The sequence below is a fragment of the Mycobacterium sp. NGS54 genome, from assembly GCF_059812465.1.
In genome coordinates this window covers 171,358-186,261 of the sequence record NZ_JCALCS010000008.1, presented here as the reverse complement: position 1 = coordinate 186,261, position 14,904 = coordinate 171,358, and the positions used below count along the sequence as shown (strand labels likewise).

17 protein-coding genes are annotated in these 14,904 nt (G+C 67.1%); 9 read left to right on the top strand and 8 right to left on the bottom strand.

Annotated elements, in window-relative coordinates; genetic code table 11:
- Positions 1–6 precede the first annotated feature (6 nt).
- A complete protein-coding gene (locus tag AC5Y5E_RS25530; RefSeq protein ID WP_499906013.1) occupies positions 7–1,539 on the top strand; it encodes an acyl-CoA synthetase in 1,533 nt (510 codons plus the stop codon).
- Positions 1,536–3,149, top strand: a complete 1,614-nt coding sequence (locus tag AC5Y5E_RS25525) for an AMP-binding protein (protein ID WP_499906011.1) — start codon at positions 1,536–1,538, stop codon at positions 3,147–3,149. Before AC5Y5E_RS25530 ends, AC5Y5E_RS25525 begins: the two co-directional genes overlap by 4 nt.
- Before the next feature lie 4 nt (positions 3,150–3,153).
- Here AC5Y5E_RS25525 and tpx read toward each other — a convergent pair whose 3' ends face one another.
- Positions 3,154–3,648: a thiol peroxidase gene (tpx, locus tag AC5Y5E_RS25520; protein WP_499906010.1), complete on the bottom strand. Its 495-nt coding sequence runs from the start codon at positions 3,646–3,648 to the stop codon at positions 3,154–3,156.
- A 110-nt stretch (positions 3,649–3,758) separates the two neighbouring features.
- On the opposite strand from tpx, the gene AC5Y5E_RS25515 reads away from it, so the two are divergent.
- From AC5Y5E_RS25515 to AC5Y5E_RS25495, 5 genes are read left to right on the top strand one after another with little or no spacing between them, the layout of a single operon-like run.
- Positions 3,759–4,709, top strand: a complete 951-nt coding sequence (locus AC5Y5E_RS25515) for a GlxA family transcriptional regulator (protein WP_499906009.1) — start codon at positions 3,759–3,761, stop codon at positions 4,707–4,709.
- Between the two features lie 19 nt (positions 4,710–4,728).
- Positions 4,729–5,481, top strand: coding sequence for a DJ-1/PfpI family protein (locus AC5Y5E_RS25510; RefSeq protein ID WP_499906007.1), 753 nt, complete (start codon positions 4,729–4,731; stop codon positions 5,479–5,481).
- A gap of 54 nt (positions 5,482–5,535) precedes the next feature.
- Positions 5,536–6,093: a TIGR03086 family metal-binding protein gene (locus AC5Y5E_RS25505; RefSeq protein WP_499906005.1), complete on the top strand. Its 558-nt coding sequence runs from the start codon at positions 5,536–5,538 to the stop codon at positions 6,091–6,093.
- Positions 6,090–6,404, top strand: coding sequence for an ArsR/SmtB family transcription factor (locus AC5Y5E_RS25500; protein ID WP_499906003.1), 315 nt, complete (start codon positions 6,090–6,092; stop codon positions 6,402–6,404). The genes AC5Y5E_RS25505 and AC5Y5E_RS25500 overlap by 4 nt, the downstream gene beginning before the upstream one ends.
- Positions 6,401–6,868 (top strand): SRPBCC family protein, encoded by a 468-nt coding sequence (locus tag AC5Y5E_RS25495; RefSeq protein ID WP_499906001.1) that lies wholly within the window; start codon positions 6,401–6,403, stop codon positions 6,866–6,868. Before AC5Y5E_RS25500 ends, AC5Y5E_RS25495 begins: the two co-directional genes overlap by 4 nt.
- A 356-nt stretch (positions 6,869–7,224) precedes the next feature.
- On the opposite strand, the gene AC5Y5E_RS25490 is transcribed toward AC5Y5E_RS25495, so the two are convergent.
- The 4 genes from AC5Y5E_RS25490 to AC5Y5E_RS25475 all read right to left on the bottom strand — a co-directional run bounded on the left by AC5Y5E_RS25490 (position 7,225) and on the right by AC5Y5E_RS25475 (position 11,554).
- Entirely contained in the window at positions 7,225–7,995 is a 771-nt protein-coding gene (locus AC5Y5E_RS25490) for a class I SAM-dependent methyltransferase (RefSeq protein WP_499906000.1), read from the bottom strand.
- Positions 7,916–10,318, bottom strand: coding sequence for a plasma-membrane proton-efflux P-type ATPase (locus AC5Y5E_RS25485; protein WP_499906379.1), 2,403 nt, complete (start codon positions 10,316–10,318; stop codon positions 7,916–7,918). Before AC5Y5E_RS25485 ends, AC5Y5E_RS25490 begins: the two co-directional genes overlap by 80 nt.
- Before the next feature lie 192 nt (positions 10,319–10,510).
- A complete protein-coding gene (locus AC5Y5E_RS25480; protein WP_499905998.1) occupies positions 10,511–10,993 on the bottom strand; it encodes a nitroreductase family deazaflavin-dependent oxidoreductase in 483 nt (160 codons plus the stop codon).
- A gap of 84 nt (positions 10,994–11,077) precedes the next feature.
- Positions 11,078–11,554 carry a nuclear transport factor 2 family protein gene (locus tag AC5Y5E_RS25475; protein ID WP_499905996.1) on the bottom strand — a complete coding sequence of 159 codons (477 nt, stop codon included), beginning with the start codon at positions 11,552–11,554 and terminating at the stop codon, positions 11,078–11,080.
- A gap of 59 nt (positions 11,555–11,613) precedes the next feature.
- On the opposite strand from AC5Y5E_RS25475, the gene AC5Y5E_RS25470 reads away from it, so the two are divergent.
- A complete protein-coding gene (locus AC5Y5E_RS25470) occupies positions 11,614–12,381 on the top strand; it encodes an SDR family oxidoreductase (protein ID WP_499905995.1) in 768 nt (255 codons plus the stop codon).
- 7 nt (positions 12,382–12,388) lie between these two features.
- Here the strand turns inward: AC5Y5E_RS25470 and AC5Y5E_RS25465 are convergent, their stop codons facing one another.
- Positions 12,389–13,150, bottom strand: a complete 762-nt coding sequence (locus AC5Y5E_RS25465; RefSeq protein WP_499905993.1) for a YqjF family protein — start codon at positions 13,148–13,150, stop codon at positions 12,389–12,391.
- A gap of 160 nt (positions 13,151–13,310) precedes the next feature.
- Here AC5Y5E_RS25465 and AC5Y5E_RS25460 point away from each other — a divergent pair, with 160 nt between their 5' ends.
- Complete coding sequence (locus AC5Y5E_RS25460) at positions 13,311–13,790, top strand: MPT63 family protein (RefSeq protein WP_499905992.1); 480 nt, start codon at positions 13,311–13,313, stop codon at positions 13,788–13,790.
- Between the two features lie 17 nt (positions 13,791–13,807).
- Here AC5Y5E_RS25460 and AC5Y5E_RS25455 read toward each other — a convergent pair whose 3' ends face one another.
- Positions 13,808–14,176, bottom strand: coding sequence for a SpoIIAA family protein (locus AC5Y5E_RS25455; protein ID WP_499905991.1), 369 nt, complete (start codon positions 14,174–14,176; stop codon positions 13,808–13,810).
- A gap of 45 nt (positions 14,177–14,221) precedes the next feature.
- Positions 14,222–14,896: a hypothetical protein gene (locus tag AC5Y5E_RS25450; RefSeq protein WP_499905990.1), complete on the bottom strand. Its 675-nt coding sequence runs from the start codon at positions 14,894–14,896 to the stop codon at positions 14,222–14,224.
- Positions 14,897–14,904 lie beyond the last annotated feature (8 nt).

Sequence of the window (14,904 nt, the reverse complement as noted above, 5' to 3'; positions counted from 1 at the left end):
ACCGCAATGGATCACGGGGCCGGCGGTGGCATCACCCTCAGCGACGTCTTGGCCCGGCACGCGCGCGTCCGGCCCGGCAGCCTCGCATTCGTCGACCCGCGCCGGCGATGCACCTTCGCCGAACTCGACGAGCGGGTCGACCGCCTGGCGAACGTGCTGTCGGCGAACGGTGTCCGGCACGGTGATCGGGTCGCGGTGGTCGGACTGAATCGTCTTGAGCTGATCGAAGCCTGGTTTGCCGCACTGCGTCTGGGGGCTGTCGCGGTGCCCGTCAACTTCCGGCTCGCCGCCGACGAGATCGCCTACGTGCTCGCCGACAGCGGTTCGATTGCGGTGGTCGTCGACCCGCCGTGCGCAGCGGCCGTCGCGAGGGCCCGCGCCAACGCGCCATCGGTGCGGGCCGTCCTCACGATCGGTGGGGGTCTCGAGGACGAAATCGCCGCGGCGGACGGTGCTGCCGCCGGCGTCGCGGCTGCGGACGAGGCCCCCGCGTTCATCATGTACACCTCGGGCACCACCGGCTTTCCGAAGGGCGCGGTCATCACCCACCGCAACCTGTTCGTGCACGCCGTGAGCGTGATCGCCACGCTCGGGCTGCGCGGGGACGACAACTGCTGGCTGGCGCACGCGCCGCTGTTCCACGTCGCCGGTGTGTCGGGGATGTTCCCCACGCTCCTGACCGGCGGCACGGTCGTCGTCCCGCCGTCGGGCGGCTTCGACCCGGAGGCCGCCATGCGAACGGTCGTCGACCAGAAAGTCACCTCCTGCTGGATGACGCCGGCGCAGTGGCAGCTGGTCTGCGCATGGCCGGGTCTCGGCTCGTTGGACCTCAGCCGCCTGCGACGGGTTTGGTGGGGCGCGGCGCCCGCGTCAACCACGTTGCTGCGCAAAATGTTCGACGCATTTCCGGGCGCCGAGGTCGTTGCGGCTTTCGGGCAGACCGAGTGCAGCCCCATCACCTGCCTACTGCGCGGCGAGGACGCCCTTCGCAAGATCGGATCCGTGGGCACCCCGATGCTCAACGTCGAAGTGCGCATCGTCGACGACGAGATGAATGACGTCCCGCGGGGCGAAATCGGCGAGATCGTCTATCTCGGACCGCTGGTGATGAAGGAGTACTGGAACAGGTCCGCCGAGACCGCGGAGGCGTTCCGCGGCGGCTGGTTTCATTCCGGCGACCTGGTCCGGCGGGACGCCGACGGATACATCTACGTCGTGGACCGCAAGAAAGACATGATCATCTCCGGCGGCGAGAACATCTACAGCGCCGAGGTGGAGAACGTCGTGGCCGCGCACGTCAAGGTCGCCGAGGTTTCGGTCATCGGCGTCCCGGACCCGAAATGGGGCGAGACCCCGATGGCCGTGATCGTGCCGCGCGACCCAACGGATCCGCCGACCGACGACGAGATCGAGGCGCACTGCCGCGGTCACCTCGCCCCGTACAAGCGACCCCGCCGCGTCGTCGTCGTGGATGCGTTGCCGCGCAACGGCAGCGGCAAGGTGCTCAAGACCGATCTGCGCCGCGAGTACGCGCCGTGAACTCCTACGACGCGGGACCCGTCGACACTCCCCTGCTAGACGAGACGGTCGGGGCCAACTTCGAGCGCACCGCGCTGACATACCCCGATCTCGACGCGCTCGTCGACGTGACCGGCGGCCGGCGCTGGACCTATGCCGAACTCAACGCCGAGATCGATTGTCTGGCGCGGGCATTGATGGCATCCGGCGTCCGGCGCGGGGACAGGGTCGGTATCTGGTCCCCCAATTGCCCGGAGTGGACGATCCTGCAGTACGCCACCGCCAAAATCGGCGCGATCCTGGTCACGGTCAATCCCGCGTATCGAACGCACGAGTTGTCTCATGTGCTGCGCGATTCGGGCGCCCGGATGTTGGTGTCCGCGGCTACCTTCAGGAGCTCCGACTACCGCCAGATGGTAGACGAGGTCCGTTGCGAGGTACCCGAATTGGTCGACGCCGTGTTTCTGGGCACGGACGACTGGGAGCGATTGCGGCGGCGCGCCGATCAGGTAACGGGTGACGAATTGCGTCGCCGAATGGGCGCGCTGAGTCCGGTGGACCCGATCAACATCCAGTACACCTCGGGCACAACCGGTTCGCCCAAGGCCGCGACGCTCTCGCACCGCAACATCCTCAACAACGGCTTCTTCGTCACCGAGCTCATCGGGCTCGGGCCCGGGGACCGCTTGTGCATCCCGGTGCCGTTCTACCACTGCTTCGGCATGGTGATGGGCAACCTGGGCTGTACGTCCCACGGCGCGACCATGGTGATACCCGCCCCCGGGTTCGATCCCGCCGCGACGCTGGCGGCGATCGAAACGGAGCGCTGCACCGGGCTCTACGGCGTGCCCACGATGTTCATCGCGATCCTCGGGGATCCCGACATCGCTCGGCGCGACGTGTCGTCGTTACGGACCGGGATCATGGCAGGTGCTTCCTGCCCGGCGGAGGTCATGAAACGCTGCGTCGACGAGCTGAACATGTCACAGGTGTCGATCGCCTACGGCATGACCGAGACCTCGCCGGTGTCCTGCCAGACGCTGATCGACGACGACCTGCGGCGGCGAACCACCACGATCGGCCGCGCACACCCGCACGTCGAGGTGAAGATCGCCGACCCCGACACCGGCGGACTCGTGCGCCGCGGCCGGCCGGGCGAGCTGTGCACTCGCGGCTATTCGGTGATGCTGGGTTATTGGAACGACGACGAGAGGACGCGCGAGGTCATCGACGACGACGGCTGGATGCACACCGGCGATCTCGCGGTGATGCGGGACGACGGGTACTGCGTGATCGTCGGGCGCATCAAGGACATGGTCATCCGCGGCGGGGAGAACCTGTACCCCCGGGAAATCGAGGACTTCCTGCACACCCACCCCGACGTCGACGACGTGCAGGTGATCGGCGTTCCCGACGACACGTTCGGCGAGGAGCTTTGCGCGTGGATCAAGATGCGGCCGGACCGTCCGCCGCTGGACGCGCGCGCGGTGCGCGCATTCAGCGCCGGAAAACTCGCGCATCACAAAATCCCGCGCTATGTCCACATCGTTGACGGATTCCCGATGACGGCCACCGGAAAGGTCCGCAAGGTGGACATGCGGACGCAGTCGGTGCGGTTGCTGGGACTGTAGAAAGTCAGCCGACCGCGGCCAGCGCCGCGTCGTAGTCGGGCTCCTGCGCGATCTCCGGCACCAGCTCGGTGTACGCGACGTTGCCGTCGGCGCCGATCACGACCACCGCGCGCGCGAGCAGCCCGGCCATCGGGCCGTCGACGATGCTGACGCCGTAGTCCTTGCCGAAGTTGTCCCGGAACGCCGAGCCCGTCTTGACGTTCTCGATGCCCTCCGCGCCGCAGAATCGCGCCTGTGCGAACGGCAGATCGTTCGACACGCACAGCACCGAGGCGCCGGTCGCGGCGGCGCGCTCGTTGAAGGTCCTCACGCTGGTCGCGCACACCGGGGTGTCGATGGACGGAAAGATGTTCAGCACCACGGGCTTACCGCTGTACTGGTCGTTGCCGATCGCGCCCAAGTCCGTTCCGACCAAATTGAAGGCCGGGGCCGAAGATCCGACGGCCGGCAGCTCGCCGACGGTGTTGATCGGGTTTCCACGCAAGGTTATCTGTGCCATGCGCACAGTCTGCCAAGCCCGGTGGGGGCGCCTCGGGTCAGGTCGGCATGTCCTAATTCGTGGGATACCTGGCGTAGACGCCATGACCCGGTCTGGCCGAGACTGAATCCATGGCTCGCAGGGTGGTGATCGTCGGCTTTCCGGGCGTTCAGGCGCTCGACGTCGTGGGACCCCACGACGTGTTCACCGGTGCGTCGACGCTGACCGCCGGCGGGTACGCCGTCGAACTGGCGTCGGTGGACGGCCGGCCCGTCACCACCGCCACCGGCCTGGCCTTCCTCACCACCCGGCTGCCCGACCCGAGCGAACCGATCGACACGGTGGTGCTGCCCGGCGGCGGCGGGGTCGACGCGGCGCGATCCGATTCCGAGTTGGTGGGCTGGATCAAGCGGGTGACCGGAAACGCGCGCCGCGTCGTCACCGTCTGCACCGGCGCGTTCCTCGCCGCCGAGGCGGGGCTGTTGGATGGCCGGCGGGCGACCACGCACTGGGCGTTCGCCGGGCGACTGGCCCGCGAGTTCCCCGCCGTCGACGTCGACCCCGACCCGATCTTCGTCCGTAGCTCGGACACGGTATGGACGGCCGCGGGCGTCACCGCCGGCATCGACCTCGCGCTCTCGCTGGTCGAGGACGACCACGGCACCGAGGTCGCCCAGACCGTCGCCCGCTGGCTCGTCCTGTATTTGCGCCGCCCCGGCGGGCAGACGCAATTCGCCGCCCCGGTGTGGATGCCGCGCGCCAAGCGCACCTCGGTCCGCCAGGTGCAGGAGGCCATCGACGCCGAACCGGGCGGCCAGCACAGCATCGGCGATCTGGCCCGCCGCGCCGCAATGAGCCCGCGCCATTTCACCCGGGTGTTCACCGACGAGGTGGGCGAGGCGCCCGGGCAGTACGTCGAGCGCATCCGCACCGAGGCCGCGCGCCGCCAGTTGGAGGAGACCGACGACACCGTCGTGGCCATCGCCACCCGGTGCGGCTTCGGCACCGCGGAAACCATGCGGCGCAACTTCATTCGGCGCATCGGCATCTCGCCGGATCAGTACCGCAAGGCTTTCGCCTAAACAAGAGAGGAAAGAAGCGATGACCCAGATCGCATTCGTGGCCTATCCCGGATTCACCGCGCTGGACATGATCGGCCCCTACGAGGTGCTGCGCAACCTGCCCGACGCCGAGGTGCGGTTCGTGTGGCACGAATCCGGACCGATCACCGCCGACTCCGGTGTGCTGGTCATCGGCGCCACCCACTCGCTGGCCGAAACCCCTTCCCCCGACATCATTCTGGTACCGGGCGGCCCGTCCACCCCGGTGCACGCACGCGACGAGGCGCTGCTCGAGTGGCTGCGCCGCGCGCACCGGACCGCGACCTGGACGACGTCGGTGTGTTCGGGCTCGGTGATCCTCGCGGCCGCCGGCCTGCTCGAGGGTCGGCGCGCGACGTCGCACTGGCTGGCAATTCCATTGCTGAAGGGATTCGGCGCCATCCCGGTCACCGACGAGCGGGTGGTGCACGAGGGCGACGTCGTCACCAGCGCGGGCGTGTCCGCCGGGCTTGACCTGGCGTTCTGGCTGGCCGGCCAGATCGGCGGCGAGGGCCGCGCGAAGGCGATCCAGCTCGCGATCGAGTACGACCCGCAACCCCCGTTCGACTCCGGCCACATGTCGAAGGCGTCGCCCACCACAAAAGCCGCCGCCACGGCGCTGCTCTCGAAGGACAGCGCCAAGCCGGCCAACCTCAAGGCCACCACGATGCTGGCGTGGGAGCAGGCGCTGGCCGCGGTGCGGTCGCGGCGGCGCAGGCGGCTCACGCCCGCCGCTACGGTCCCCTCCGGCTAGGCGTCATGCCGCTACCCCTTGACAGGCTTGTTTAGCGACTCCTAAATTTAGGAGATGCTTAACAACGGTCCGCCCGACCCCCTGTTTCTGTACCGCGCTGCGACCGATCGGGCCGGCGCGGTCGTGGACGCGGTCAGGGACGACCAAATGGGCTGTCCGACACCCTGTTCGGAGTGGTCGGTGCGGCAATTGATCGATCACCTGATCGGCGGCGCGGAATATCTGCTCGCCGCAGCGACGGGTGCGCCGAAAGTCCCGTTCGCCGTGTCAGACAGGAATTACCGGACGTGTGTGGACCGCGTCCTGACCGCCTTGGAATCTCCTGGAGCGATGGAGCGCGTTTGTGTCTCTCCGCTCGGCTTCGAGTGGTCGGTGGCCGAGGCGGTCGCCGGCACGTTTATGGATGTTCTGATCCACACCTGGGACCTGGCCCGCGCGACGGGCCAGGACGACCGGCTCGATGCGGAGTTGGTGGAGGCGTGCGCCGCGATGTTCTTGCCCGACATGCCAAGGCGCGGGCGGGAAGCCGGGATTGTCGGTCCCGAGGTGATGCTCGGCGAGGGCGCGTCGTCACAGGATCGGTTGCTGGCGGCGATGGGCCGGACGACATGACCGAGCCGGCTGTGGAGGCTGCCATCAGGGCGTTGGCGCATCCTGGCCGAAGGACGATGTTGCGTTTGGTGTGGGATCAAGAGCGCCCCGCATCCGCGCTCGCCGAGGCCGCGGGTCTGTCGAAATCGGCTGCGAGCCAACACCTCAAGGTCCTGCGGGACGCCGGATTGATCGACGTCCGTGTCGACGCGACCCGGCGGCTCTATCGCGCCGACCTGACTCGGGTCGCCGAGGTGGCGGCGCTGCTCGACGACTTCTGGGCCGCGCCGCTGGAACGGCTGCGCGCGGTGGCGGAAAGCGAATCGCGATGAAGCTGGTCGTCCAGCAGTTACTGGTGCGGGCCAGCCCCCAGCGTGTCTTCGAATTGTTCACCGACCCGGTGCAATTCGGGCGATGGATGGCCGAGGATGCGCTGCTGGACGCCATCCCCGGCGGCGTCGTCCGCTGGACGCATCCCAACGGTGACACGGTGTCCGGTCGCTACATCGAGGTCGAGCCGCCACGCCGGATCGTCTTCACCTACGGATGGGAGCGGACCGACGTCGGGATCCCGCCCGGTTCAACCACCGTCGAGATCGACCTCATCGCGCAGCCCGATGGCACAACACTTGTCAAGCTGGTGCACCGCGGTCTCGAGGATGGCGCCGCCGACGCCCATGACGGGGGTTGGGCTCACTACCTCGACCGGCTTCGCCGCGACGCCGAGGGGCAAGACGTCGGCGCCGATCCATGGGCCGACCGTCGGGTGCCAACTCGCGAGGAGCTAACCCGGTGACCGACAACCTAACCGAGGCTGACTTCTGGGCGGTCGCCGAACCGTTGTTGACAGGTGCCACGGTCACGCGGTCGACCATGATGGGCCTCCCCTGCCTGCGGGTCGGCGGCCGATTCTTCGCGTCATTCGACCGGCGCAGCAGTGCGCTCGTCGTGAAGTTGGCCACGGCCAGGGTCGACCAACTCGTCCAATCCGGCGCGGCCGAGTCCTTCGCGCCGTCCGGTCGTCGCTTTCGCGAATGGGCCTCAATCGGCGCGGACTCCTGGGAAGCCTGGCCGTCGCTGCTGGACGAGGCCCTGGCATTCGTTGCAGCCCAGCAGGTTTCAGGTGTCGATAAACGGACGCAAGACGGGCGCTCACCCGCGGGCGGTGGCGACAAGGACCTGGGAGGGAACGCCCCAGGACTCGATGACGACGTCCTCATCGACATTCCAGCTGGCCGAATCGAAGAGGCGTCGCAAATCGATGGGGCGACATCCGCCAACGAGCCGGGGGGCGACTCGCGAAATTCCGTGCCAGCCGCGCGATATCAGTCGTGAACGGGTCGACCGTCCATTCGTCAGGCTCGTCAGACAGGCCAGTCCGCCGGGGACAAGCAGACGGTGGGCCTCATCGACGACCTGTGCTGCGTAGTCGCGTCGGAGCAAATCGAAGACGTAGGCAGCGATGAACCTGTCGGCCGAGCGGTCAGGCGCGGGCAGCGGCAGGGTTCCGTCGCTGTGAATGACCTTGGCCCGATGGGTGAAGGCGGCGAGGCGGTGGCGGGCGAGTTCGACCATCCGCGAGCTGACGTCCACGCCGAGGTATGCGCACGTTGGCGTGAGGTGGTCGTTGAGCAGCCGCCGGGCCAAACTTCCGGTCCCAGGACCCAATTCGAAGACCGAGGTGGCGGTCTCGAAACGCGCAGTGGCTATCAGCCGGTCAAGCGCGGATCGTTCGAACGCGTTTTGGGTGTCTTGGAGCCGTCCGATTCTGTCGTAGACACGCGCTGCGATTTGCGGCGAAAGCCCGCCGCGGTGATGATTCGCTGGCTCCCAGTCGGTCAACTCAACCCCGATCGGGTGTTGCGGGTTCACGCGATCGGCTGTGATCGAGCCAGTAATAAGCAGCGAGCTTGATCCGGTCATTTAATAGGAACCATGTCACCGCGTACGCCCACACCAGGCCGGCCCACCGCCACCCGATTGGGGTCATCGCCACCCCGTAGACGGCGATCAGGGTCGCGATGACTTGCGCTACCGCGACCGCGCCGAGCATCAGTGGTGCGGGTGCGGGCCGCGACCAGAACGGGCCCCGGGCGCGGGTCAGGAAGATGGTCAGCTGGCCGGCGACCGACAGTTTGAGGTAGATCAGGGTGCGGATCACGTCGTGGCTCAGCCCAAACACCTTGTCGGCGAGGAAGAAAAGCACGAAAGTCGCAACGACGCCGATGAGGCCCAGCACGGTGGCGATGGTGAGCACCCTGCGCATGTCCCACTTCACCGGCTTGGGCGATCCGCGCACATGGTCGTAGGCGATGGACAGGATCGCGCCGTCGTTGAGTACCGCTAGAAACACGATCATCGCGGCGGTGACCGGGAAGAAGTTCATCAACACCACCGCCACGGTGATCAGCAGCAGCACCCGGACGGTTTCGGCGATGCGGTAGGTGGCATAGCTGGTCAGCCGGGCGAAGATTTCACGGGCCTGGCCGATCGCGGCCACGACCACCGACAACCCCGGTGCCATCAACACCACGTCGGCGGCGGCACGGGCCGCGTCGGTGGCTCCGGCCACCGCGATGCCGGCGTCGGCCTGCTTGAGCGCAGGCGCGTCGTTGACACCGTCACCGGTCATCCCGACGATGTGCCCGCGCGCCTGCAACAGCCGCACGATGCGGTATTTGTGTTCGGGAAACACCTGCGCGAACCCGTCGGTGGCCTCCACCCGGGTGCCCAAATCGCCGTCGTCAGCGCCGTCGTCGAGCACGGCGGCGTCGAGTATCTGCTCACCCAGGCCGACCTGGCGGGCGATCTCGCGACCGATGGCGACCTGGTCACCGGTGACCATCTTGACGTCGATGCCGAGGTCTTTCGCAGCGGTGATGGTGGCCGCGGAGTCCTCGCGAGGCGGGTCGGCCAAGGCGAGCACACCCATCAGCCGCCAGGAACCGTCGCCGTCGGTCCGGGCCACACCCAGGGACCGGTGCCCGTGGCCGGCGAACCGTTCGACGACGTCAGCGACCTGGGAGGCCGCGACGTCGTCGCACAATGCGGCGATGACCTGCGGGGCGCCCTTGCTGACCCTAAACGTCTGATCGTCGGCGTCGCGCACGAGCGCTTCGGTTCGTTTGCTTACCGGGTCGAAGGGAATGAATTCCTCCACCTGCACCGGCGGTCGTCGGCCCGCGGCCGCTATCACCGCCAGGTCGATGAGGTCGTTGTCTTCGGCGCGCGAGGCCAATGCGGCGACCGTCAGCAGCTCGTCGTCGGAGGAACCGTGGACGGCCCAGCGGGCGGCGACCGCCAAACGGTTTTGGGTCAGGGTGCCGGTTTTGTCCGAGCACAACAGGTCGATGCCGCCGAGTTCCTCGACCGCCGGCAGGTGGCTGACCACGGCCTGTTGGCGCGCCAGCTGGCGCGCGCCGATGGCCATGGTCACCGACAGCACCGCCGGCAGCGCCACCGGGATCGACGCGATCGTGACGACCAGAGCGAACTCGAGGGTCTGCAGCACGGGATTGCCCCGGACCAGCGAGACCGTAACCACCAACGTCACCAACGAAACCGCGATCACGATCAGATAATTGGCAATGCGCAATACCGCGCGCTGAAAATGGCTGACCGTCCCCGCGGTCTCTACCAGCGCAGTGGTCTTTCCCATGTACGAGGCCGCGCCGGTGGTACACACCAGCGCGTCGGCCTCACCGCGCACCAGCACTGAGCCGGAATACAGGCTCTCCCCCAGCCCGCGACTCACAGCCAGCGACTCGCCGGTCAGCGCTGACTGATCGACCTCGAGCGTGACGTCGTCGAGCACCCGCAGATCGGCGGGCACCACATCACCTAGCCGCACTCGCACCACGTCGCCGGGCACCAACTCGCGTGCCGCGACCGTCACCCACGCGCCGTCGCGCAACACCCGCGCCGAGGTAGCCAGCCGCTGCTTGAGCGCGGCGACCGCGTTGGCCGCCTGGTGCTCCTCGGAGAAAGCCACCAGCCCGTTCATCGCCAAGAGCACCCCGATGATCACCGCGTCGGTCCAATGCCGAGCGGCCACCGACAATGCCAGCGCGACCTCGATCATCCACGGGATCGGCGCCCAGAAATAACCCAAGAACTCCAGCACCGGATTGCGGTGGCGCTCAGTGATCTCATTGGGCCCGTAGCGTTGCAGCCGCGACCGCGCCTGCGCCGACGTCAATCCCTGCGCCGAGCTGCCTAGTTCACCCAACGCCTGCGGCAGCGGCATGCTCGCCAAATCCTCATTGGTCTGCACGGCGAATTCCTTCGGCTCCGGTACGCCGATTCCACTCTGGTACCAAGTGCGGAAGTTGGCGAGCCGGATCGTCGCCCGATGTGTGAAAGCCGTTCGAGGCCATGCTGATTACCGCCGCTCGATCGCTACGTCGCCGTGACTGTCCTGGCGACGTCGCGATTCACCTCAAACTTGTGCCCGAGGGACGAACCGGACGAAGGGCAGGTTTTCGCCGACGGCGCGGAAGTCCGCGTCCGATCCGTCGACGGAGAATCCGAGCACGCGCGGGAGCACCAACTTGGCCGCCGTGCGATGTCTGGACGCATAGCGGACAAAGACTCGCGCCCCTTCGTCCCTGTCGAGCGGTGTGGCGGTGACGGGGATCGTTCGCGTCCCCACCTGGATGCTGACGTCGGGGTTGCGCAGGATGTTGCGGTACCACGCGGCCCCAGGCCCCCAGCCCGAGGCGACGACATAGTTGTCGCCGTCGCGTTCGGCGACCTCGAGGACGGTCTGGCGGGGCTTGCCCGAGACGCGCCCGGTGTGGTTGAGCAGAAGCAGGCGGCTGCCGAACAGCCACCCGAGCCCGAGCCGATAAAGGTGGATCGGCACCCGGAAAAGGAACCGGGTCAGTCCCGTAGGTGACTGAATATTCTTGACGATCTTCATGATTGGCCACCTCCACCGCACGCACTACAATAGACAATTGCAATTATTGCATATTGCAATTGTCGTGAGTAGGTGCGTCTCGCGCTACGCGTTGGGCTGCAGGAACTCCGTGGAGGCCAGCTGACCGCCGGCCTGCAGCCACGCCCCCACCACCCCGGGGGCATCGCGGTTGGGGTTGTAGATGTCTTCCTCGCTGGAGAACAGGCCGTTGCCGGCGTACACGAGCCGCGTCCAGTTGGGGAACCAGAACGGCTCGCCGTCCGGGTCGGTCGGGTGGTCGAGCAGGTTCTTGATCATGATGACAACGGCGTCGTTGTCGTCGTCATAGGCGATCCAGTCGCTGGGGAAGCGCATGTGCGGGAACGGGGCCATCACCGCGACGATCCAGTCGCGCACCGCCTCGCGGCCGTGGAAGACGCCGTAGTGATGCTCGGTGTAGACGACGTCCTCGGTGAAGAGATCGGCGAACGGGCGCCAGTCGCCCGAGGCGCTGCAACCCTCGGCGACTTTTGTGTAATTTTCGACAGCTTGCTCGATTTCGGCCCTGCTGAATTTGCCCATGCCGGACACACTAGAACGTGTTTTTGTTGAAGGCGACGGTTGGCGAATGGGGATATGCGATGAGTGTGCTGGACCTGTTTGATTTGCGCGGCAAGAGGGCTCTGGTGACCGGGGCGTCCAGCGGCATCGGCAGGGAGGTGGCGATGGCCTACGTTCAGGCCGGCGCGGAAGTGGCCATCGCGGCACGGCATTCAGACGCTTTGGAGGAAGTCGCCGAAGAGCTCGCCGCCGCGGGCGGGCGGGCCGTGCCCGTCAGTTGCGACGTGACCCGGCCCGACCAGGTCGATGCCATGGTCGACCTGGTGACCTCGGAGTTGGGCAGCATCGACATCGCGGTCTGCAACGCCGGGATCATCACCCTCACCCCGATGCTGGAGATGCCGCTGGAAGAGTTTCAGCGCATCCAGGACACCAACGTGACCGGCGTCTTCCTCACCGCGCAGGCGGCGGCCCGCGCGATGGTGCGCCAAGGGCGGGGCGGGTCCATCATCACCACCGCGTCGATGTCGGGCCACATCATCAATATCCCCCAGCTGGTGGGTCACTACTGCGCCTCCAAGGCGGCGGTCATTCATCTGACCAAGGCCATGGCCGTCGAGTTCGCCCCCCACAAGATTCGGGTCAACGCCGTCAGCCCGGGTTACATCCTCACCGAGCTCGTCCAGCCCTTCGCCGAGCTCCATGCGCTGTGGGAACCGAAAATACCGCTGGGCCGCTTGGGCCGGCCCGACGAACTCGCCGGCCTGTACCTGTACCTGGCCAGCGAGGCGTCCAGCTACATGACCGGTTCGGACGTCGTGATCGACGGCGGCTACTGCTGCCCCTGAGGCGGGCTCAGCCGACGGCGAACGGGCGACCGAACCGGGTCCGCACACCGGGCGAAAACAGTGGGCGCAGGCGCTCCCCGGCGGGGCGCACTCCGCTCGCGCCGAGCAGGTCGTCGCTGAGCTCGACGATCTCGGCGCGCCGAAACGGCCATGGCTCATGCTCGTTCGGCACCCACCAGGTCCGGCCGGCCTTGCGGGTGTGCGCGCCCCAGCGGGCGGTCAGCCACACCTCCAGCGGCGTCGGCTCGACCGCCTCCCCGACGGTGACCGTCAGCCGGCTGCGCAGGCCGCGCCGCGGCCAGCGGCGCACGCTGTCGTAGGTGATCTGCTCGCCCCGTCGCCTCACCCGCATCCGCGACCAGACGTAGGGCACGCCGAGCGCCGCCCGGATCACGGGCACGACGGCCAGGCGGGAGGTCTCCAGCGATCGGAACAAAACGCCGTGCCGCCCGGCGTCGTCGATCGAATACAGCCGGACGTTAGTTTCTGCGAAGCCGCCGAAATACGGCAGCGGGAACGCGGTGCCGACTTTGGTACTGCTCAACATGAACGGGATCAGCCCGACGTAGGTCATCCCGCCAGCGAAGACGTCCGGTCGGGTTCCGGGCGGGTAGAAGCGTTCGACGCTCTCGGGCCGCACCGGCCAATGGATGAAGGTGAGGTCGTCCCAGCGCTGCTCGAAGGTGACGGGCCCGGGCAACGGGGGCGGCGCGATCGGGTACCCGACGAGACCTGATTGCGCGTCCGGCAGGTCCGGTATGGCGGCCATTCGATCATCGTTGCATGGGTTCGCCGACAGCAATGCCCGAATCGGCGACGACGGGTCCGCCGACCAATTTTCTGGAAGCATTTTGTCATTTGCGGCCTAAAGTGTCCATTACGCGGCCGACTTCATATGGCCGGTCGCCCAAATGGGTAATGGAGCGCAAATGAAGATCACCACGCTGATAACGACCGCAGTGGCAATCGTTGGGATGGCGACGATCGCTTTCACCAGTGCACCGATTGCGAAGTCGGCCTACCCCGTCACCGGCAAACTCGGTAGCGAATTGACGATGACCGACTCTGTGGGGCAGGTGCAGCTCGGCTGGACGGTCGGCGACCTGAAATCCAGCACCGACACCATTCCGAGCTATCCGGTGGCGGGCCAGCTCTGGGAAGCCACCGCGACCGTCAAGGCGATCAGCGGCCCGGTCACCCCCGCCATTTCGCAGTTCAATGCGCGGACCGCCAGCGGCGTTAACTATCGGGTCCTGTGGCAGGCCGCCGGTCCGAATACGATCAGCGGAGCGACTATCCCGCAGGGCGCACAAGCGACCGGCAAAATCTATTTCGACGTCACGGGCCCGTCGCCGACCATAGTCGCGATGAACAATGGCATGGAAGATCTGCTGGTTTGGGGTCCGTAATAGGTTAGACCGGCGGCCTACGCGCCGCCGATGATCCACTGTCGGGCTTGCTCGACCTGCCCCGCGGGGAAATGCCGGATCTCGGCCGAGACGAAGTGTGAGCCGAGGTGCTCGGCGACATCCGCGACGTGCGAGTCGGTGACGACCGCGACCTTTTTGATGTGCTTTTGGTGATCCCGCACGAAGCGGAAGTGGGTGACCATCGCCCCGAAACTGTTCCAGCCCGGGAACGACGGCGCGCTGATGATCAGGCCGGAGAGGTCGCCGTTGGCTTCGATCTGGGGGTCGACGGCCTGGGCGAGCTCGACGAAGTCGTCCTTGTCGAGCGCGGATTCCGGGTGCACCAGCAGGATGTTGTGCTCGCTGTCCAACTCGTGATCGATCATGCAGTCATGATCGCCTCGGCCGCGCGCGTCGATAAGAGCAGAAAGTCATCCCTCCAGCTGACCGGAGATGCCGCGCTCGATGCTGGCCTGCGTCGTGGACGGCAAGACGAGGAGGCCGTCGAGCTCTTTGCGGGCCAGGTCGAACGCCTTCTGGCGTTCCTGCGGCGCCGCGGCGGGGTCCGACGCCACCCGTAACAGGCTCTGGGCGCGCGCGATCCGCTGCTGGGCTTCCCGGGAGAAGTCGCTGCGGCGTTTGCGCATGGCCTCGGCCTCGGCGACGTTGAACGCGGTCACGTAGTCCTCGACCGCGGTTTGATACAGCCTCGCCGCCTCCCGGTCGTCGAGCAGGTCTTCGGCTTTGACGGGGCGTAAGAAGTCCGCCCGCAGCTTGGCTTTGTGGAAGCCGACCGTGAGCGGGTCGCGCATGTCGGTCATCAGCGGGAAGTCGAGGAGCTTGGCGACGTCGAGTTCGTACTCTAGCCATCGGGCGTCGGTGCGGCCGTGCTCCTCAATGATGCGTCGTAGCGAACGCCATTGCGCCGCTTGGTTATTGACGATGCGGTCGGCCGGCATGCTCGCGGCCTCGGCCGGTCGATCGAGTTCGTGGCGCTGTTCGGTGCGGCGCCTGTTGGCGCCGAACGCCCGCACCGCCGCGATGACCATGCCCGTCAGCGGCAGGATCACGATCAGGAGCTCGGCCAGGCGGATTAGCAAACCCACACCGCCAG